Annotated in this window: 20 protein-coding genes; 4 read left to right on the top strand and 16 right to left on the bottom strand. The window is 40.8% G+C overall.

Annotated elements, in window-relative coordinates; genetic code table 11:
* Positions 1-31: 31 nt before the first annotated feature.
* Together WC222_07515 and WC222_07510 are read right to left on the bottom strand one after the other, a co-directional pair.
* Positions 32-958 (bottom strand): M48 family metalloprotease, encoded by a 927-nt coding sequence (locus tag WC222_07515; protein ID MFA6916229.1) that lies wholly within the window; start codon positions 956-958, stop codon positions 32-34.
* A 17-nt stretch (positions 959-975) separates the two neighbouring features.
* The gene (locus WC222_07510; protein MFA6916228.1) at positions 976-1,629 is read right to left on the bottom strand and encodes a hypothetical protein; all 654 of its coding nucleotides are present in this window, start codon (positions 1,627-1,629) and stop codon (positions 976-978) included.
* Between the two features lie 168 nt (positions 1,630-1,797).
* Here WC222_07510 and WC222_07505 point away from each other — a divergent pair, with 168 nt between their 5' ends.
* Complete coding sequence (locus tag WC222_07505) at positions 1,798-2,823, top strand: hypothetical protein (protein MFA6916227.1); 1,026 nt, start codon at positions 1,798-1,800, stop codon at positions 2,821-2,823.
* Positions 2,824-2,990: 167 nt separating this feature from the next.
* The gene (locus WC222_07500; protein ID MFA6916226.1) at positions 2,991-3,950 is read left to right on the top strand and encodes an ROK family protein; all 960 of its coding nucleotides are present in this window, start codon (positions 2,991-2,993) and stop codon (positions 3,948-3,950) included.
* A 2-nt stretch (positions 3,951-3,952) separates the two neighbouring features.
* Here WC222_07500 and coaD read toward each other — a convergent pair whose 3' ends face one another.
* From coaD to hemH, 7 genes are all read right to left on the bottom strand, one after another.
* Positions 3,953-4,423, bottom strand: coding sequence for a pantetheine-phosphate adenylyltransferase (coaD, locus tag WC222_07495; protein ID MFA6916225.1), 471 nt, complete (start codon positions 4,421-4,423; stop codon positions 3,953-3,955).
* A gap of 47 nt (positions 4,424-4,470) precedes the next feature.
* A complete protein-coding gene (locus tag WC222_07490; GenBank protein ID MFA6916224.1) occupies positions 4,471-5,202 on the bottom strand; it encodes a Fe-Mn family superoxide dismutase in 732 nt (243 codons plus the stop codon).
* Positions 5,195-5,728 carry a thiol peroxidase gene (gene tpx, locus WC222_07485; protein MFA6916223.1) on the bottom strand — a complete coding sequence of 178 codons (534 nt, stop codon included), beginning with the start codon at positions 5,726-5,728 and terminating at the stop codon, positions 5,195-5,197. Before tpx ends, WC222_07490 begins: the two co-directional genes overlap by 8 nt.
* Before the next feature lie 37 nt (positions 5,729-5,765).
* A complete protein-coding gene (locus WC222_07480; protein MFA6916222.1) occupies positions 5,766-7,106 on the bottom strand; it encodes a GAF domain-containing protein in 1,341 nt (446 codons plus the stop codon).
* On the bottom strand, positions 7,103-7,519 hold the full coding sequence (locus WC222_07475; GenBank protein MFA6916221.1) for a response regulator: 417 nt from the start codon (positions 7,517-7,519) through the stop codon (positions 7,103-7,105). Before WC222_07475 ends, WC222_07480 begins: the two co-directional genes overlap by 4 nt.
* Entirely contained in the window at positions 7,500-10,652 is a 3,153-nt protein-coding gene (locus WC222_07470; GenBank protein MFA6916220.1) for an ATP-binding protein, read from the bottom strand. The genes WC222_07475 and WC222_07470 overlap by 20 nt, the downstream gene beginning before the upstream one ends.
* Positions 10,653-10,787: 135 nt before the next feature.
* Positions 10,788-11,804, bottom strand: coding sequence for a ferrochelatase (gene hemH / locus WC222_07465; protein MFA6916219.1), 1,017 nt, complete (start codon positions 11,802-11,804; stop codon positions 10,788-10,790).
* 77 nt (positions 11,805-11,881) lie between these two features.
* On the opposite strand from hemH, the gene WC222_07460 reads away from it, so the two are divergent.
* Positions 11,882-13,120, top strand: a complete 1,239-nt coding sequence (locus tag WC222_07460) for an aminopeptidase (protein MFA6916218.1) — start codon at positions 11,882-11,884, stop codon at positions 13,118-13,120.
* Positions 13,121-13,167: 47 nt separating this feature from the next.
* Here WC222_07460 and WC222_07455 read toward each other — a convergent pair whose 3' ends face one another.
* Positions 13,168-13,779 carry an HAD family phosphatase gene (locus tag WC222_07455; GenBank protein ID MFA6916217.1) on the bottom strand — a complete coding sequence of 204 codons (612 nt, stop codon included), beginning with the start codon at positions 13,777-13,779 and terminating at the stop codon, positions 13,168-13,170.
* Between the two features lie 361 nt (positions 13,780-14,140).
* Here WC222_07455 and WC222_07450 point away from each other — a divergent pair, with 361 nt between their 5' ends.
* The gene (locus tag WC222_07450) at positions 14,141-15,334 is read left to right on the top strand and encodes an ATP-binding protein (protein ID MFA6916216.1); all 1,194 of its coding nucleotides are present in this window, start codon (positions 14,141-14,143) and stop codon (positions 15,332-15,334) included.
* A 76-nt stretch (positions 15,335-15,410) separates the two neighbouring features.
* Here WC222_07450 and WC222_07445 read toward each other — a convergent pair whose 3' ends face one another.
* From WC222_07445 to trmD, 6 genes are all read right to left on the bottom strand, one after another.
* Positions 15,411-16,319, bottom strand: a complete 909-nt coding sequence (locus WC222_07445; protein ID MFA6916215.1) for a hypothetical protein — start codon at positions 16,317-16,319, stop codon at positions 15,411-15,413.
* Positions 16,320-16,377: 58 nt separating this feature from the next.
* On the bottom strand, positions 16,378-16,566 hold the full coding sequence (locus WC222_07440; protein ID MFA6916214.1) for a hypothetical protein: 189 nt from the start codon (positions 16,564-16,566) through the stop codon (positions 16,378-16,380).
* A gap of 13 nt (positions 16,567-16,579) precedes the next feature.
* The gene (locus WC222_07435) at positions 16,580-17,275 is read right to left on the bottom strand and encodes a hypothetical protein (GenBank protein ID MFA6916213.1); all 696 of its coding nucleotides are present in this window, start codon (positions 17,273-17,275) and stop codon (positions 16,580-16,582) included.
* A gap of 134 nt (positions 17,276-17,409) precedes the next feature.
* Positions 17,410-18,060 carry a ribonuclease HII gene (locus WC222_07430; GenBank protein ID MFA6916212.1) on the bottom strand — a complete coding sequence of 217 codons (651 nt, stop codon included), beginning with the start codon at positions 18,058-18,060 and terminating at the stop codon, positions 17,410-17,412.
* Between the two features lie 9 nt (positions 18,061-18,069).
* Complete coding sequence (rplS, locus tag WC222_07425; protein MFA6916211.1) at positions 18,070-18,495, bottom strand: 50S ribosomal protein L19; 426 nt, start codon at positions 18,493-18,495, stop codon at positions 18,070-18,072.
* A 28-nt stretch (positions 18,496-18,523) separates the two neighbouring features.
* Entirely contained in the window at positions 18,524-19,195 is a 672-nt protein-coding gene (gene trmD, locus WC222_07420; protein ID MFA6916210.1) for a tRNA (guanosine(37)-N1)-methyltransferase TrmD, read from the bottom strand.
* Between the last annotated feature and the right edge of the window lie 5 nt (positions 19,196-19,200).

The raw sequence follows: 19,200 nt of genomic DNA, 5'->3' as shown, positions 1-19,200 counted from the left end.
CTATAAATCGAACACAGAGATATTATTTCGCTTATCTAAACCAGAAATCATCCAGCCCGCCCGATGGCTCATCGCGCCGGGCAGGAGTATTACCGTAAACTTCGCTTAGGTTACGTCCAAGAGAAAGACCTGCTTTGGGTGGATGCTCTTTTAGGTAAGCTTGAATTTGCTCTATCCTCAGATCCGGATCGGGATGTGATTGGAAAATATCGGGCATGCTACCACGTGGTCCTGCCGTTTTAAGAATTTTCATGACTTCAATCATGGCAAAGGGATCAAAACCAGCTTGTTCAGTCAGTTTTAAACCCCATTGGTCAGCTTGAGACTCATCATGTCGTCCATAACGAAGCTGTACCATTTTATTCACAAATGCAGCTACCATCGCAGGATTAAACCCATTCTGAGAGTAAGGATCTGCAGCACCTGTCGCGACAGCTCCAATGAGGATCTGGCCGAACTGTTCTTTGGCCATTTGTTGAGCAGAATGACGCTCAATGACATGGCCTATTTCATGGCTGAGAACTCCCGCCAACTGAGCTTCATTCTGAAGCCTGCTAAGCAGCCCATCAGTAATAAATATTTGCCCTCCTGGAAGGGCAAATGCGTTGATCGTTTTATTATCTGCCAATAGATGAAATTGAAATTTCCATGGACTGCCTTTGGCGATTGTACCGTTAACGATCATGGCCCCAATACGTTTGACTTCTTGCGTCCTTGGATCAGAGGCAGAAAGTTCTCCACCCATTTCCTGGGACATTTGAGGAGCAGATTCTAATCCGAGGCGGATCTCCTGCTCCGGAGAGATAGCGACATACTGCCGCTCCTTCGTCACAGGATTCTCCTGAACTTGACTCAAGAACATAAAAAGTCCGAAAAGAGCAATGAGGAGCGCGGCTATCCACCGCCCACCTGAAGAACTGCGCTGGGGTTGTTGATCGTATTGGTCGTACATTCCCATAACTTTTCTCCGACAGTCTATTTTTTGTAAGGTACTTGATAAATAACCTTATCTACAAATGCCGTCCATTTCTTATTTTGCACATCAGGCCAGATCAGATTGATATCGACTTTAATTTTCTCAGCAAAATCTGCGACATATTCATATTTTAGGTTATCTTTGGCAGCCTCCTCCTTTAAGCTGCCTTTGAGTTCGCCACCAAAATTATCCCAGACACGGCCCTTATCGCGAATAATCCTTATATACTTGATATTGTCTTGATTGGTCAAAATAACAGTAAGGAATTTTAAAGGATGCAGGTGTCTAATTTGATCGCCTGTTTTATCGAGAGAGGATTTATCCCAAAATAATTGGATTTTAGCTTTAGTGCCTAACGTCTTTACAATATAGTTGATTTTTTCTACTTCCGTAGGCGTCACGGGAGTGTAATAGTCTCTAAAATCTTTAGTAACAGCCGCCGCCTTATCGGTGTTATAATCGACCATCATTTGGACATTTTTAACATTAGCTCCTAAATGATTTTCTATATGTGCATTCATAAGGTAGATCGGAGTTGTCCCATCGATTTCTAAAGTAGATTCAACTCCCCGTTGGTCGCTAAATATTACTTCAACTCCCCCTAGCTCAATTACGCAAAAAATACCGATACAGAATGAAATGATGTGTCGCATGAGAAAATCCTTAGCTAAAAGTTATTAATACGCTTTTGCATAGTGAAAAGTGGGTCTAATTGTCAAGCAATAGTATAGTAGGAGCTGTTTTTGCATCAAATAATTATTTACATTAATTAAAAGTTAGTTTATAATTAGTTTTAACTAACCAACTTAAAGATAACAATAATGAATGTTTTTTATAGATTAGTATTAAGATTTATTAAACATACGCTTGAAAAATTCAGTCCTTCAGAAAAAGCTGCCACCTCTACGATCAATAAGCCCCCCTCTAAATATGGAATGTTCTACTACCCCAATGGAGAAGTGCATGAAGGGATTTTTATAGAGAACGATCTTACCGGATATGGAAAAATCACTTTTCCTTCCAAAGAAACTCAAGAAGGTCTCTTTGACAATGGCATTATTCAAGAAGGAACAGTCTCTTTTGCTGACGGAGAGTCACAATCCGGACAATTTATCAATGGCTTTTTGAATGGGAAAGGATCCATTAAATTTGCTAATGGAGAATTTCATGAAGGAAACTTCCTTTTATCAAAACTCCATGGAGAAGGTAAAAAAACATTTAAAGACGGCTCTATACAAACAGGCTATTTTGTTCACGGGAATATTCACGGCCATGGCACTTTAACTTTCCCAAACAAGTGTACATTGAATGCTGAATTTATCGATGGAACACCGGAAGGAAAAGCCAATATCTTGTTAGGCGACGGATCGCAATTTACAGGTCTGTTTGTCGAAGGTCTATTTTCGTCCTCTGAGGCTTTCATTAATGAAATTGATAGTAATTATGAACATTCTTTCGAAACTGAATCTACTTTTGGTAGTTTTGATGAGCAGCAAATTGTAGCCTTTCCCTGCCACAGCCCGGAAAATCCTATAGATATTACTTTTAGTGAGGAAGATCAATCCATTCCAGGCTTACCTATTGGACTGCTCCTCAATGGTGAACTTAAAGACGGCCTAGTTGAAGGAAATGCTAAAGTCATCTTCCCCTCCGGAAAGTTGATAGAAGGGGAATTCACAAACGGCTTCATGAATGGCTTCGCTACAGTTGTCCTACCCTGTGGCACCATTAGAAAAGGACATTTTAAATATAACCATATGCATGGTTTCGGTAAAGTCCAGTGTCCGCAAGGATCTTCCTTGAAAGGTCTCTTTAACTTCGGCAAATTGCTAATTGAAACTATCTAATCTTTCAAAATCTTACAAAATACTAGCGGAAATTTCAAAACATTCCCTTAACAAAGGAATAATTTGAAATTTCCGCTAAAGTCAAGTTTTAACAAATTGCACTTCTAGAGTAAAAGTATCCTAACGGACCTTGCTCAAATCTATATCCATCCTGAACCGGAATAACTATGTCTCACAATTTTCTATCCCTCGGCATCGATCTTGGCGGAACAAAAGCGGAAATAGCCTTGGTAGATACCAAAGGCATTGTCGTTAAAGATATTAAAATACCTACCCGTGTGCATGAAGGGCCTGAAGCTGTTGCAGAAGATATTATTACCGCATCAAAAAATCTTATCAAAGAATCCCCTCAAAAAGTTAAGGCAGTCGGAGCCGGAATCGCAGGTCAAATAAGCTCGCAAGGTGACAAAGTACTTTTTGCACCCAACTTAAACTGGACCGATATCCCCCTTAAAAACATCTTAGAAAAAGGGCTCGACCTTCCCTGTGTATTATTGAATGATGTCAGGGCCGCTACTTGGGGCGAATGGCTTCATGGAGCAGGAAAAGGATGCAAAGATTTCATCTGTATCTTTATCGGAACGGGTATCGGCGGAGGCATAGTCACTAATGGCCACCTCATGCAGGGCTACAGCAACACCGCAGGTGAACTGGGACATACGACCTTGCGTGAAGGTGGACGTCAATGCACCTGTGGAAATCGCGGCTGTTTAGAGGCCTATGCAGGTGGTTGGGGCATTGCAGTGACTGTTCAAGAAGCTGTGGCCAATAACCCGGAACGTGCCAAAAAGCTGCTTGAACTTGCAGAAGGCGATATCCATAAAATCAAAGGCGAACATCTGACTGCAGCCCATAAACTTGCGGATCCCCTTGCTATAGAAATCCATAATGATCTAATAAAAAACCTTGCTCACGGATGTGTTTCTTTTGTGAATGCATTCAATCCACAAAAAATCATTTTTGGGGGCAGCGTGGCCCTATCCCATCCCACATTTATTCAAGAAGTGCACCAAGAGATCCTCCGCTATGCCTTAAAAGCTGCAACAGCAAAATTGGAGAGCATCCCCGCAAAACTTGGTGTGAAAGCTAATGTCATCGGCGCAGCAGCGGCAGCTACTGTGGAATAGAATTAAGAGTAGGCAATAAGGATATCCTTAACCAAACTATAAGGTACAAAAGCCTCAATCGGGCCTTTATTGACAGCGACTTCTCTGACTAAACTAGAGCTGATGTAAGGAAGATCTGATGGAATAAATAGTGTCTCTAATCCAGTCATAGCCTTATTCATCTTGGCTTGCATAGTTTCCTGCTCCAGTTCCAACGCCCCGCGGATAGAACGGATAGCTACCTTGATACCGTTTATTCTAGCGAAATCTGCAAGCAGTCCTTCAAATGAAACGACTTGTACGTTTGGCAGGTTTGAAGTGATGAGTTTTAGCCATTCTAAACGTTTCTCTATTGTCGCTTCCTGCTTGCTTTTCTTAGGGTTATTCCCTACAGCAACATAAAGTGTTTTAACAAGTTTTGATGCTCTTTCAATAATATCCAGATGCCCTATTGTCGGCGGGTTGAAAGTCCCCGGGAAGACAGCCTGTTCCATATAACCCCATTTCTAGAAGCGGCGCATAAAATGCGCCGCGGTCATGACTACTTATATCTTAGCTTATTTGTAGTGAGCTCCTGGGTTGTTGGAGACGTAACAACGGCAGGGTTAAATCTCTCTTCAGCAACTTTCCATGATAAGTTATCAAAGAAAGCTTTGATGTAGTCTTCACGATTCAAGCCATATTCAGTGATATAAGCATGTTCAAATACATCCATGATAACTAAAGGCTTGCCACCGGCAAGATGCCCTAGATCGTGTTCATTGATCCATGTATTGACTAAATTTCCATTGGAAGGGTCTTGATAAAGCACAGCCCAGCCAATTCCTCTGATCATTCCGGTCGCGATAAAGTCTTTTTTCCAATTCTCATAGGACCCAAACTGTTTTACGATCGCTTTATTTAAAGTCCCTTCTTGGACGGGTTTTCCGTCACCGCCCAGATTGCCGAAATAATACTCATGCAAGCGCATACCATCAAATTCCCAGCCGTAGATTCTTTTCAGCCCGGCATATTGGGGAGAGCGTTCTTTTCCTTCTTTGACAAGATCTTGCAACTGATCGTGCAGTAAATTCGTGTTTTTGACGTAGCCTTCATAAAGTTTCAAGTGCATCGCCATCAGATTATCTGAAATACCTTTCAAACCTTTTAGAGTGCTGAAATCCTTAGCTACGTAGGTTTGGTAGGTTGAATTGGACTCTGGTGCAGCAGCCAAAGGTAATGCCATAGCTTGAATCAACAATAACAAAGATGCAAAACGGTATTTTTTAAGCATGGTTACCTCCTTTAGAAACGGCTAAATCAATTCCTAATGCTGATAGTGCTTTTTTATAGTCAGGTTCTTGTCCTATTTCAGGAACTTGTTCTTCGTAAATAACTTTGCCTTGCTCATCTAAAATAATCACAGCGCGTGATAACAATCCTCTCATGGGTCCTTCTTGAATTTCCACACCAAAATCCTTTCCGAAATTGCTGTTGAAAGCAGATAACGTAGTGGCGCCTTCCAATTTATTCGTAGAACAAAATCGGTTCATAGCAAAAGGCAGGTCTTTGGAAATATGAAGCACTGTTATTTCAGGATGCTTCGCTAATTCGGCATTAAACTTCTGCACCGATAAGGCGCAAACATCTGTATCTAGGCTAGGAAAAATATTTAATAGTACAGTCTTACCGTTAAATTGCGATAATGTCACTTCAGAGAGATCACTCCCTACTAGAGTAAAATTCGGTACTGTTTTTCCTACACTGGGCAGATGGCCTAGAGTATGAATTGGCTTTCCTCTAAGTGTAACTTGAGACATATCATTTCTCCGGAAAATATTCAGATTTAAATAATGATTAACTATTCATCAATGCTACTTCTAGCACATATTCTGTTTTACGTGTCACATATACTTTGCTAGTTTTGAGTGAACCTTGCTCATGTAAAGCTTTAGTTAAAGCAACTTCATATGTTTCTACTTGCCTAGGCAGGCATCCGGGAAGAAGCACTGATAATTCATAAGACGGGCCCTTACCCTGGAAGATCAGGGCCTGCGAGGGTAGTATTCTGGCGATGATCTCTGAAACGATACGCAGTTCAGATAAGAAAACATTCTCCGAGGCAGACCTCAGCACAATATGGAAAGAAGATAAAGAGAACCCAAGCTTTTTTGCTAACATCAGTAAATATTCATGCAAGCACTGGTGCATGGCATCAGAATAGATATAGCCTTGTCGCGAGTAGATAGAGCTCTTCATTGCATCTTGGTAATGGCGGGCCAGTGCATAAACCTGGCCTATGAACCGACACAACTCTTTGGCAATTTCAACGCTGCTTTGATCGAGGGGCTTCGCTCCCATTTCCTCTATTTTAATCATCCCGTAGACTTCCCCTGTTTCGGGATCGCTAAAGGGAGCGGCAAAGACTCCATGTTTTTCAAGGAAATCGATCGGTATGTCTGTTGCGGCAACAGCTTCCCTATGGATCACTACTGATTTATAGAGAAGATCATCCGGAACAATACGCAAAGGGAAGGCATCCATCGCAGACCAGCCGTGTGAAATCAAAATCTCCAGCCCATCATTCCCGTTGGCATAGATAGAGAATTTCTTAGGACTCAATATGGTATGAATAGCGTTTTCTACATTAAGCAATACCTGTGTTGACTTAAGGGCTAAAAGTGGAAGCAAAACATTGATGGTCTCCTCATTTTTCTCGCTACTTGAGACTAACAAATGCTTAAACTTATTATTCTCTCTCTGCACTTCTGCAACATTGTCCTGCAGCATTTGATTAGAATCACTTAAGAGAGAGAGATGGTCTTGCATTTGCAGCATAGTAAGATTGAGCTGTGAACGAATTTCTCCAAAAACTATCGCTGAGAAAATCCATAATAAAGGCTGCTCGTAAGGGCGGAACTGTAATAATGCTCCCAAAGGAATGTTTGGATCGAATACATGAAAAAGCAAATAAATTGCACTGCATAAGATTGAGCAAAACAGCCCCACAACTGTGCCGTATAAAGAGGCTATTATGCATGACAAAAACCAAAATCCATAGAGGATCAAAGGAAGAAACAAGGCTCCTCCTCCCAGAACATAATGGATGAGAGCCAGGCTTAATGCGCAGATTAATGCCTGGATAAATGGCTTTTGAGATAAGGAGGGAAGGTTCTCATACTCATTTTCGATCTTCATTTATTAGCATCGTCGCTTAGATTAATAAGGTACTTTTGCAATATGACCTCCAATTTTTGTACATCCAGAGGTTTTGAAAGATAATCGTTCATCCCTACTTCTATACATTTTATCTTATCATCGCTCATGGCATTTGCTGTTAAAGCAATAATGGTAGTGTGTTTATTGGGGCTTTCAATATGTCTGATCTGTCGTGTCGTTTCGTACCCGTCCATTTCAGGCATTTGGATATCCATAAAAATAATATCATATTTCTTTGCAGCCGTGCTCTTCAATGCTTCTTTTCCGTGTGAAGCGATATCGATATGGAAGTCCATGAGTTCAAGGAGTTCTTTTATGATTTCCTGGTTAATGAGATTGTCCTCAACGACAAGGACGTTTCGTCCCGGAAATTTACTTGTTATTTTTTTCATTGTTACCCTTTGCATCATTTGTTTGGGTTAACGAATAATCATTTAGAAACTCATCTTTGTTCCTGAATGACCTAGTGAAATATGCTGCCACGCAATTAAATAGCTCAGAACTGGAGAAAGGCAATTTTAAGACAATATCTACCTTAGAAGAAACCTCTGACTGAGGTTTAAGGCCGGAATATACCAGTAAAATAGCCACTCTCTTTTTACCTTGATTAGCTAAGAGACTATTCACAACGGTAATAGCTTCCCAATCCTGCACACTATCATCCACAATTAATATATCATACGTGATTTCTGAAAGGCACTCTTCAACGGCGGCTTCACCTGTATAGCAATGAGTGCATTTTATATTCCAGCTTCCTACATAATCTTTTATAACGGAGGTTTGCTGTGAATTACACCCTAGAATTAAGAATTTTAGTTCCGAAAATTGCTCGCAAGTGGGCCTCCATTCAGGGTCTTTTGCTCCTTCTTTCTTTTGGAGAGTAAATAATAACTCAAACCAAAATGTCGATCCCTTATTTTCCTCGCTCTCAAAGCCTATATCTCCACCCATTCTTTCCACTAACTGCTTGCAAATGGCAAGGCCTAAGCCTGTTCCTCCAAATTTACGTGTCGTTGAAACATCTGCTTGAGAGAACTTTTCAAAAATCTGATTAAATTTACTCTTAGTTATTCCTATTCCTGTATCTATCACTTCAAACCGCAGCGCCATATGATTGCTGTCGGTTTCCTTATGCTTAATGCAAAAGCACTTAATCTTAACCCCCCCTTTTTCGGTAAACTTCACGGCATTGCCTACAAGATTAACCAGTATCTGACGCAAACGGGCAACATCTAAAAAGATTGGATTCGGTATTTGGGGATCCAGATCTATGCTAAGTTGGAGATTTTTCTCTTCTGTACGCACCGTCATAATCTCGACAACCTCTTTGACCAAAGTTGCAATATTACCCTCAGTAGTATCTAAGATCAATTTCCCTGCTTCAATTTTCGAAAGATCTAAAATATCGTTCACAAGAGTTAAAAGCATTTTCCCAGAAGATGAAATTCTTTGAACGTATCTTTCCTGCTTCTCTGATAACTCTGTGTTATACAACAGCTCCGTCATACCAATGACGCCATTCAAAGGAGTGCGGATTTCGTGGCTCATATTTGCTAGAAAGGCGCTTTTTGCAATATTAGCCTCTTCAGCTTTTTTCCTGGCTTCTAATATTTGTCGATTAATCTCTTCTAGGCTATTAAGGGAGGATTGCAGCTTTTTCTCAGCTTCAATCCTTTTTGAAATATCTGTAGACATTCCACAGATTGCATAAAAGTTACCATCGGTATCGAACACGGGGGCTTTTAAAGATAAAAAGGTCTTCTGTCCCCCCTTTACGGGAACGACTTCTTCAATCATCTGCTTCTTTTTTTCATTCATAATTTTTTTATCATTTTGAATCAGATGTTCTGCAATATCAGCAGGAAAGAGATCGAAATCGGTGAACCCTTTATGAGGGCCTTCGCTGCAAAATAACTCTATAAAACGGGAATTCACAAGCAAATATTTGCCTTTGATATCCTTCAAGTAAATGAGGACATCGGAATTATCCATAATATACTGTAGAAGATTCTTTTGACGTCTAAGCTCTTTTTCCTTCTGGCTCATTTCACTATATGCTTTATGTAAATTGCGACGTCCTTTCGCCACTTCTACATTGTAATAAGTAGCGATTGAAGAAAGAGCAGACAAAAGAAGCCCTACAAACAAAATAGCAAAAGGAAGGGTTGATTTTTGTTTTGCAACGAAACTCGCATCCGGAAAGATTTCTAAATCGAACACATGATCGGAAATATCAATTTTACCTTTTCCGGTATAGTCTGATGATCTGCCGATATTTTCAGAAGTGACTAAAGAGCCGTCATGGTAAACCTTTATACCAAATTTTTGAAAATTTGATCGTTTCATTGTCGTATTAATGAGTTTATCAATATCGAACACAGCTCCGACATACCCCTCCGGTTTTTTATTCACACTCAATCGCGCAGCAATAATAAAAACTGTTTTGTTATTGAATAACGCCTTGTTATATGAAATTCCAATCTTCCCTCCTTCAGTGCTTGAAAGTGCTTTAAGAGGCGGCAATTTCATACCATTTAGCAACTGATCATCTTTCAAAGGTGCTGTCCAAATAATATGTTCATCTTCGTCTGTTTTAAACATAAATTGAATACTTGGATGATCCTTCACATAACTCTCTGCATCCGCTAACCATTCATTCTTCGGAGCCCCCCCCCTCGCCGTCCAACGAGTAGATACCCGCATAATCCCTTTGATCCTATCATCAAAATAGTTCTCTATAGAATCACCAATACCCTCTGAAATAATGTCGAATGACTTGTTTAATAAAATCTTTTGCTGTTCCCTTAATGCCAAAAATAAGCACGCGGTTATAGCAAGCCCTCCTATCCCCACAAATACGGGTAATAGCCAGCCATGCCGGGAAGAGAAATGTGTCAGCATCTTTCCTGAATGAATGAATAAGAGCCAGCCTAAGCCCTGAAATAACAGTGAAGTATGTATTGCCATATACGTTAAATTCGTTCCGATCAGTGAGCCCTTCAAACCGCTCAAATAGAAAAAGATGGAAGCTAACGAAAGGACAAGTACAAATATCCCCGAAATCCCTTGAAGAAACGCTGTAATAAGGCTCCGCGTTCCTAATAATGCCAATCCCATGTTAGTGAAAGTAAAACATGTAATAGCAGTAGGAGACATCCGTCCCGCAACCATTGTTTCCACTGCTGTAAAAGGGTGGAAAATAAAATTATCAATACCAAAATCAACATGCAGGATATATTGCAATCCGGTTACCAACACTACAATGATCACTAAAAAATTCAGGATCCTTGCAATCCTATGCAAGAAATTTATATGTAATAAGATAGAAGCGCCTGTAAGGATAAAGCATAGCGCGGTATTGACCTTCATAGGGGCATAGGTGGAATAGACTTGGACCAGTGCTGAACTTTCGATTTTCCAGCCATAGAGAACGATTATTCCTATAACTATGCAGAAAAAAGCAAGAACGGAGGAGTAGGTCTTCCATGCTATACCATAAATAATTTTACTTATAAATGTTGCCATCGCAGCCGATTTTAAAAATTAAGATATAATTTTAAAAATTAGCTGAAACTGAAAAAAAATGGTATCAAAGAGAATAGAAGATTAATCAACTTATGTTTTATCACTATTTCCGAAATTTGTCGGAATGGACCGCAATCAAGAACTTACTATGATTTCTTGCATAGCTTTGATCCAGGTGGGATTCACATTTAAGCCCTCAACAAGATCTAATTTATGACCCCCTAAGTGTTTAAATTCTTGGTTGTATTCTACGGAAACTTCATAAATTGTTTCTAAGCAATCCGCAACGAAGGCAGGGCTGAATACTAAAACATTTTTCTTCCCTTCTGTCGCGAGTTTTTTCAGCTCATCCACAGCATAGGGTTGCAGCCAGGGTTCACTCCCCAATCGAGATTGAAAACATAGCGAAACTTTTTCGTCCGATAAGCCCAGCTGTTCTTGAATTAAGCGCGCAGTATGATGGCATTGCGCGCTGTAGCATCCCCGATTGACTCGGCAAAGTTCTTTGCAGCAGCTTTTTGCTTTTAAACAATGTTTATTTTTATCTGCTTTATTTAGCTGCCTTTCAGGAAGACCATGAAAACTAAATAAAAAATGGTCGTAATCATTTAAATTATACTTAAGCGCATTCTCTGCAAATGCCTTAATCACTAAGGGCTCGTTATAAAAAGAACCGATAAATTTAGTTGTAGGAATTGCGTTCCACTTTCCTAGATGACGCATCACCTCTTGATGGACAGATCCTGTAGTAGCCGATGCATATTGGGGAAACAAAGGGAGAACAACAAGCTGTTTTAAATTTGCCGCTTCTAATTTTTTTAAAGCGTCTTTAATCGATGGCTGTTGATAACGCATAGCTAACTCAATATGAAAGTCATCACCCAAGGATTTTTGCAAAAGATCTTTGGACTTCATACTGTATACCATCAAAGGAGAACCCTCATCCGTCCAAATTTCTTTATAAGAAGCAGCGGAATTCTTATAACGCCGCGGTACGATCAGGCCCCGGACTAGAAATTGCCGCGTTAGCCAAGGAATATCTACGACTCTTCCATCCGTTAGAAACTCAATCAAGTATTTATAAACATCTTTAGGCTTTGGAGATAATGGTGTACCTAAATTTACTAGGAGAACCCCTTTCTTCGATGGCATAAATCCTCATCCGATACATTGTTAGATTTCACGCGATCCGCTATTGTTGGCTAAACAGTCATTATTAGGAAATAAAAATGGAATTTGAACAATTTTTAGACAACTACGCTAATCTCATCGTAACCTATGCCTTAAATGTACAGCCCGGCCAAACTGTTTACATCAACGGGGAGCTTATCCACCGTGATTTCATCTTTAGATGTGCAAAAGCAGCCTACAATAAAGGGGCAAAATACGTCGGTGTAGACTTTACTGACCCCTACCTCTCCCGCCTACGCTTGCTTGAAACACGTGATGAAGAACACCTCAAGTTTACTCCTGACTACATCACAAAAAAATTCGATGATTTGGTCGATAATAATGACGCTATCTTGCGTATTTTAGGAAGCGAAGCTCCCGATGTGCTTGTGGATGTAGATCCCAAAACAGTAAATACCCTTAACTTTAGCTACCGCAACTATATCCGTCGTTTCTATGAGGATGGCATTGGACGCTCACAGATACAGTGGACGTTGGCAGCAGCAGCAACGCCGGCATGGGCCAAGAAAATCTTCCCCCAGCTTTCCGATGCCGATGCATTGAATGCTCTCTGGATGCACATTATTAAAATCTGTCGTGCCGATAAAGCTAACTGCGTCGACCTATGGCTGAATCATAATCAACGCCTTAAAGACCGTGCCGCAGCATTAACAGATCTAAAAATCAAAGAATTACATTTTGAAGGACCGGATACAGACCTGAAAGTAGGGCTTACTCCTCTGGCTATTTTCCGCGGTGGCGGGGATAAAAGCACACGAGGGATCTCTTTTGAACCCAACGTACCTACAGAAGAATGCTTTACAACACCGGATTGGAGAAAAACTGAGGGTTTTGCCAAAATAACTCGTCCATTTGTCTTAAATGGCGTCCTTGTCGAAGGCTTGAAGATGCAATTCAAAAATGGCGAGCTTGTTGACTGCAGCGCTAAACAAGGCCTAAAGGCATTCCAAGAGTACACATCCAGTGATGAAGGTGCCAAGCGCCTGGGTGAAGTTGCTTTGGTAGGGATAGATTCGCCTGTGTATGAAAGCGGTGTGCTATTCCGTGAAACACTTTTTGACGAGAATGCAGCCTGCCACATTGCTTTTGGCATGGCCTATAAATTTTGCCTGGATGGAGGAACGAAAATGACTCCGGAAGAAGTGGACAGCAATGGATGCAACGTCAGTAATGTCCATTCCGATGTGATGATTTCCTCTGAAGAGGTGGATGTCACAGCCACAACCTACAATGGTGAAAGGATCGTCCTCATTAGCAAAGGTAACTGGGTAGAGTAAAGAATTGTCCCCCGAGACGTCGGGGGACAATAAGTGTATGCGCTATACTAAGGCGAGGTTTGTGCTGCTAAAGCTTGTTCCAGATAGCCCCAAGTTGCGGCTGCATTCACATGCACGATAGAACGTATTCCTAACTTCTGGGCAGCTTCTACTAAGATAGGCCTATCGTCAATATAGATCACCTCTTCCGGTTCTTTTTGAGCTAGGTCAAGCGCTAATCGATAGAAATCCGGATCGGGTTTGCGTAATTTGATAAAAGCCGAAACGATGTAGGCATCAAAAAGAGAACCTAAATGGAATTTACGGTAGCGATAATGAGCCAACTCCCCGCTTTCATTACTTAATGCAAAGATTTTCACTTTGTATTTTTTTTTCAAAGTCAAATAGACGTCACGGATGTCAGGCAGAGTTTGCGATTGCTGGTATACGAACTCTAGAAATTCATTTCTATTGAACGGTCTCTTCTTATAAAAAATGACAGCATCTAAATAAGCATCCAAATTGATTTTGCCAAGTTCCAAAAGAGGGAAATATAAATCATGCCTATGATTAACTTCGTCTTGGTCCAACTCAAAAAAAAGGACAGCCCGATGGCGCGCATGGGAGTCCCATCCATTTGTTAGGACAACACCGCCAATATCAGAGAAAATAATTGTCATATTACCTTAATGTGAAGTTACCGACACTATTTGTCATCAATAAATTATTTGCAACACAAGCAGCAGAAAATCAATTTGGTGATAGTGAAGAGGGGGTATAGAACGAGTTGCTAATATGAAATCAGTCGGTTTGAAAAATTTACATCCTATAAACACAGCCATTCATAGATGGAAGAATTCAGCCACTTCAGCTCATAAATAAAATGTAAAACTGTATTACAGTCTTACATGAATCCTCTAGCAATTTAAAATTTACCTTCTTAAAAAAGTAAATTTAAGATGCATTATTGACTTTACTCAATGTATTGAGTATATTTACTCAAAACACTGAGTAAAACATATCAACGCTTTGAGTAAATCCATGATGAAAAAAAGAAAATCTTTTGAACTGCTCTTAAAAAGGCTTCAAGAGCCACGTCGCTTTATTCAATCTCTTATAGGCCCGCGTCAGGTTGGAAAAACTACGTTAGCGCGCCAAGTGACGGATGAATTGGGAAGACCGAGTCGTTATGTTACGGCAGATCTTGCCACTCTTCAAGACATTTCTTGGTTGCAACAGCAGTGGGATATAGCACGCGAACTAGCAAAATCTGAAGGAAAAGCTCTTTTAATCGTTGATGAAATTCAAAAGATCCCTCATTGGTCGGATATGGTCAAATTGCTTTGGGATCAAGATACAGCTTCAGGAATTGATCTTTCTGTACTGGTTCTCGGGTCATCTCCTTGGTTAATGCAAAAGGGTTTAACAGAAAGTCTTGCTGGAAGATTTGAAGTTATTCCCATCACTCATTGGTCATATAAGGAGATGCACGAAATTTTTGGTTGGTCTTTAGAACGCTACCTTTATTTCGGTGGATATCCTGGGGCCGCCCCTCTTTCTGATGAGGAAGATCCAACACGTTGGATTAACTACATTAACGATTCTATCATTGAAACAACGATTTCTCGTGATATTTTATTGATGAGTCAAGTGAATAAGCCAGCTTTACTAAGGAGACTCTTTCAACTAGGCTGTAATTATTCTGGTCAAATCCTTTCGTATAATAAAATACTCGGAGAGCTACATGACGCAGGAAATTCAACAACTTTGGCGCATTACGTGGATTTACTTGCTGGAGCTGGTTTACTTACTGGATTACAGAAATTCGCAAATCAAAGCGTAAGACGGAAGGGGTCCAGTCCTAAATTTGCAGTTTATAATACTGCACTTTTGAGTGCGCAATCGGGAAAGAGTTTTTTCGAAGCAATGGCTGATCGAGTTTTTTTAGGTAGACTAGTCGAATCAGCTGTAGGAGCACACCTGCTCAATAGCATTCGAGGAACACAACTGGAACTTTTCTATTGGAGAGAAGGAGATAGAGAGGTCGATTTTGTGCTTAAATTAGGAGACAAGCTCATTGCTATAGAAGTTAAAAGTGGTCAAGAATCTATCTACCATTCAGGGATAGACTCTTTTGTAAAACAATTTAAGCCAAATAGAATTTTGTTGGTCGGAGATCAAGGAATTCCATTAAAGGCATTTTTATCAACGGCTCCAAATTCCTTATTTGAATAGAACCCGCAATCATGGAATTGCTTCGCCATTCTAAGTTTTTGTTTAACGTATCTATATAAGTGAGGCTGGGGATAATCTATTTCTTGATGAAACAATCAGAATGGGGAGAGAGGATATAACCTTTGCGTGCGAAGGCATCCACTACAGTTTTGACTTGGCTACTGCCCGGAATAAATGAGATGTATGTAGTGTTGATATCAAACATATCAATCAACCTAATCATCCTGTCCACAGAAACCTGTGTTGCATGACTATCATGATAAGAAGATTCGATCAATCTATCCAAATAAGCCAATGCCCATTTTTCTTCTGGCAAGCCCGATCGTATGAAATCCTCACTAACAACATTATTTTCAGAATCTAAATACCAATTCCAGAACTCTTGTGCGTTTTTATTTAGTACTTCAAGCTGCTTCAAAGAATACTTTTCCTTTCTGAATAATTCTTCGAGTATTCCCCTTCTATCTTTAGGTATCAATCGATGCAAGAGTCCCAATGAAGTGGAACCAATATCAGAAAATTTCGGTATGCATTTAAAGCGATGAAAATCATACGTGGAGCATAAATGGCTCACCTGTCTAAATGCTTCAAAATCACCTTGCTGGATGGCAAGATCTAGCACCGGCATAACAAGTTTAGAATTATGCATCTCCATGGATTTCTTTATCCCAACATACCATTGAACACCCTTAGCTATCACATACACGCCTAATATGACAAAAGACAGCTGTGAAACTAGCCCTGCGGTAATGACAAGAAGTAATGGGCTGCTTTCGATAAAGATCTTTCCTAGAAACCAAGGAGTCATTGGAATAGAAGATAATGCTACTACCATGCCCATGGAAGCAATACCCCCTATACGGGCTAAAGCTAGTCCGACGGATTCAGTACGTCCATGCTGGAGGGCAAGACCAGTAAACGAATCCACTATATTCACTGTGCCCGCAGTAGATAAAGAAGGAGTAGAGGCTGTAGTATTAGTCATAACAGATCCTTTGAGGCTTCAAGGATAGAAATTCAAAATGATAGAGCACAAGATGTACTTATGCTTTAAAGTAAATAAAACCGTATGCAGGTTTTTGAAAATTCTTCTTTTCTAAAGTTTTACGTAAAATTGGAAAATTGTTTTCAGAAAGAGGCAATGTTACGCTCTGAGTATTTTCGTCTAAAGCTTCGATCACATTTATGAATGTGCCGATGCTGATACAGACAGCAGTCGCTTCACTTGTCATGATATTTTATTTCTTAAGCCACAGGAGTGACATTACCTAACATGTTTTTCGGATGTAAAAGGGAGAAGTCCAGCTTTTCAAGCTTGCTGTCAGCACTTTTGTGTACGTAAATTAAAATATCTGCTTTGAGACGTGCCAAAAGAAGATCCCATTTTTTAATGGATTGGACTTTAATTTGTTCGTTAAGTTGAGCTTCTTTGAAAACTCTATTTTTGTATGCTTCTTCATTACGAGATTCCTCTTTGCGGGCGGCTTCGCCAAACTGTCTAAGAAGTTTCGTGATGACTGCACTCAGTTGTAGTTCCACTTCAAGCAGATAATTTTCAGAAGAAAAGACTGTCGTTTCTTTTGTTTTAGTTGGATTGGAAGTAATCGTCTTTTTAGCTTGGAGAATTGTCGCCACCATTTGGGAGACGAGCAACTGGAATTGGTCGAATTCTTCCTCGTCCATGGCTTCGATTTCAGTGATTATAGGGGCTCTTTTACTTACATTCTCCATCTTCATAACTCTCACCGCATAATTAATTTCTTCAAAAACTTTCTGGTTAATACGCTGTTTACCTTCGGCATTGATATAACCGATACGGAACTCTTGAAAATACTTTTCAAGTTTGCGTGCACCATTGTTTTTTTGGAGTAAATCTTGGACAGTAAGGTATCTAATTAGAACTGTGGTTTCTTCCAACGCTACGCCAGCGCGAAGTTTCATCAGTACTTTATTTGACACTACCACAAACTGAAATCCAGCAGTGTTAGATATGTTAGAAATAGTAGGGAAATTGATTAGTTCTGAAATCTGAGTGCTCCAATTATTAATTTTGAAATATGAATAAATTATACAATCTATTTATTAAGAATTAATAAAGACATTCCTTTGATCGGCTCAAAAGATTTTCTATGTATTGGGCAGGGGCCATGCTCTGCAATAGCTTGTAGATGCTCTGCTGTACCATATCCTTTGTTCTTTCCAAATTTATAATGAGGCCATTGGAAGGAAAATTCACGCATTAACTGGTCGCGGTGCTCTTTTGCTATGATGGAAGCTGCAGCGATGGAATAAGAGAGGGTATCCCCTTTGATCACACCTTGATTTGGGATCTGGAGCTCTTGTAAGGCCATTCCATCAATCAAAAGGTAATCCGGTGTAAAGCTCAAGCCCTCGACGGCACGACGCATTGCCAAACGTGTAGCTTGATAGATATTTATTTCATCTATCTCTTCCACAGAGGCCATTCCAATTGCGTAATGAATATGTGAGTGTGAAATTAATTTGGCGTATAAACGTGCGCGTAAGGGTGCCGGCACCTGCTTACTGTCATTTATACCTTCAATATGGACATGTTTTGTCATGCAGCATACAGCTGCAACAACAGGTCCGGCCAAGGGGCCGCGACCTGCCTCATCAACACCTGCAATGCGGGCGTATCCTTGAGTCCGTAAATTTTCTTCCATAGCATAGAGCGCACGAATGCGCTCTTGCTCTTGAACTAGCATGTAACTAGCTTAGGAATTAGATTCAGGTGTGCTCTGGACATCGCTTTCTTGAGGAGCGACAACTGCGGCACGGCTTTTAGCGCCGCCCATTTTTTGACGTACGCGTGATTTCTTGCCTGATGTACCAACGAGGTAGTTCAGTTTTGCACGGCGTACATGACCTTCTGTCAGACGTTCGATTTTAGCGATACGTGGGTTGTGGAGCAAGAAAACGCGTTTTACGCTTCCGCCGAACGCAACACGGTAGAGGGAGATGGTCTCGGAGAGACCGGAGCCTTTACGTGCGACGACTGTACCGGTGAATTGCTGGATACGTTCCTTGTCGCCTTCAATGATACGAATGTAGATCTTCAAGGTATCGCCGACTTTGAAGTCAGGGATATCCTTTTTGAGCTGCGACTCTTCCACTTGTTTAATTAGAGCTAGCTTACTCATGGTTTAATTTCTCTCCAAATAATGTAACTTATTCTTTATACAAATCGGGGCGTACCTGCCGTGTTTTCTCTAAAGCGCACTTCCGCCGCCAGTCGGCGATTTTCTTATGGTCGCCGCTCAGCAGTACCGGAGGTACTTCCAACCCACGATATGTCCTTGGCTGGGTGTAGTGTGGACAATCCAACAGCCCTTCTTCAAATGAATCTTGCCCTGCGGCGTCCTCATGTCCTAGAACGCCCGGAACAAACCTTAGCAGGGCGTCGACGAGAATTAAAGCGGCGGCGCATCCATTCGTTAATACGTAATCACCGATGCTTATCTCTTCAACGTGCAATATTTGCAACGCACGTTCATCGATGCCTTCATAGTGTCCGCACAGCAAGACCAGGTGTTCTTCTTTGGCGAGTTCTTTACACATTTCCGCTGTAAGGGTTTTCCCTTGAGGCGAAAGGCAAATTACTCGCGACGCTGGTTTTACAACGCTTTCCACTGCATCGACAACAGGTTCGGCCATCATGACCATGCCGGGTCCACCGCCAAAAGGGCGGTCATCGACGCGGTTGTGTTTATTTCGGGCAAAGCTGCGAATATCGGTATGTTTTACACTTACGAGTCCATTACGCAAAGCTCGCCCGATGATGCTGACATCAAAAGGTCCGGTAAAATAATCCGGAAAAAGCGAGATGATGTCAATATCCATTTCTT

The organism is Parachlamydiales bacterium (assembly GCA_041671045.1).
Classification (GTDB): Bacteria; Chlamydiota; Chlamydiia; order Chlamydiales; family JABDDJ01; genus JABDDJ01.
This window is presented reverse-complemented; position numbering and strand designations above follow the sequence as displayed.

Excerpts from the sequence above, each read along its gene's own strand:
- WC222_07505 (MFA6916227.1), top strand. The coding sequence starts at position 1,798 with ATGAATGTTTTTTATAGATTAGTATTAAGATTTATTAAACATACGCTT.
- tpx (MFA6916223.1), bottom strand. The coding sequence starts at position 5,728 with ATGTCTCAAGTTACACTTAGAGGAAAGCCAATTCATACTCTAGGCCAT.
- trmD (MFA6916210.1), bottom strand. The coding sequence starts at position 19,195 with ATGGATATTGACATCATCTCGCTTTTTCCGGATTATTTTACCGGACCT.
- WC222_07470 (MFA6916220.1), bottom strand. The coding sequence starts at position 10,652 with ATGGCAACATTTATAAGTAAAATTATTTATGGTATAGCATGGAAGACC.
- WC222_07430 (MFA6916212.1), bottom strand. The coding sequence starts at position 18,060 with ATGCTAGTTCAAGAGCAAGAGCGCATTCGTGCGCTCTATGCTATGGAA.
- WC222_07455 (MFA6916217.1), bottom strand. The coding sequence starts at position 13,779 with ATGACAATTATTTTCTCTGATATTGGCGGTGTTGTCCTAACAAATGGA.
- WC222_07515 (MFA6916229.1), bottom strand. The coding sequence starts at position 958 with ATGGGAATGTACGACCAATACGATCAACAACCCCAGCGCAGTTCTTCA.
- hemH (MFA6916219.1), bottom strand. The coding sequence starts at position 11,804 with ATGCCATCGAAGAAAGGGGTTCTCCTAGTAAATTTAGGTACACCATTA.
- WC222_07510 (MFA6916228.1), bottom strand. The coding sequence starts at position 1,629 with ATGCGACACATCATTTCATTCTGTATCGGTATTTTTTGCGTAATTGAG.
- coaD (MFA6916225.1), bottom strand. The coding sequence starts at position 4,423 with ATGGAACAGGCTGTCTTCCCGGGGACTTTCAACCCGCCGACAATAGGG.
- WC222_07460 (MFA6916218.1), top strand. The coding sequence starts at position 11,882 with ATGGAATTTGAACAATTTTTAGACAACTACGCTAATCTCATCGTAACC.
- WC222_07435 (MFA6916213.1), bottom strand. The coding sequence starts at position 17,275 with ATGAAACTTCGCGCTGGCGTAGCGTTGGAAGAAACCACAGTTCTAATT.
- WC222_07500 (MFA6916226.1), top strand. The coding sequence starts at position 2,991 with ATGTCTCACAATTTTCTATCCCTCGGCATCGATCTTGGCGGAACAAAA.
- rplS (MFA6916211.1), bottom strand. The coding sequence starts at position 18,495 with ATGAGTAAGCTAGCTCTAATTAAACAAGTGGAAGAGTCGCAGCTCAAA.
- WC222_07490 (MFA6916224.1), bottom strand. The coding sequence starts at position 5,202 with ATGCTTAAAAAATACCGTTTTGCATCTTTGTTATTGTTGATTCAAGCT.
- WC222_07445 (MFA6916215.1), bottom strand. The coding sequence starts at position 16,319 with ATGACTAATACTACAGCCTCTACTCCTTCTTTATCTACTGCGGGCACA.
- WC222_07475 (MFA6916221.1), bottom strand. The coding sequence starts at position 7,519 with ATGAAAAAAATAACAAGTAAATTTCCGGGACGAAACGTCCTTGTCGTT.
- WC222_07450 (MFA6916216.1), top strand. The coding sequence starts at position 14,141 with ATGATGAAAAAAAGAAAATCTTTTGAACTGCTCTTAAAAAGGCTTCAA.
- WC222_07480 (MFA6916222.1), bottom strand. The coding sequence starts at position 7,106 with ATGAAGATCGAAAATGAGTATGAGAACCTTCCCTCCTTATCTCAAAAG.
- WC222_07440 (MFA6916214.1), bottom strand. The coding sequence starts at position 16,566 with ATGACAAGTGAAGCGACTGCTGTCTGTATCAGCATCGGCACATTCATA.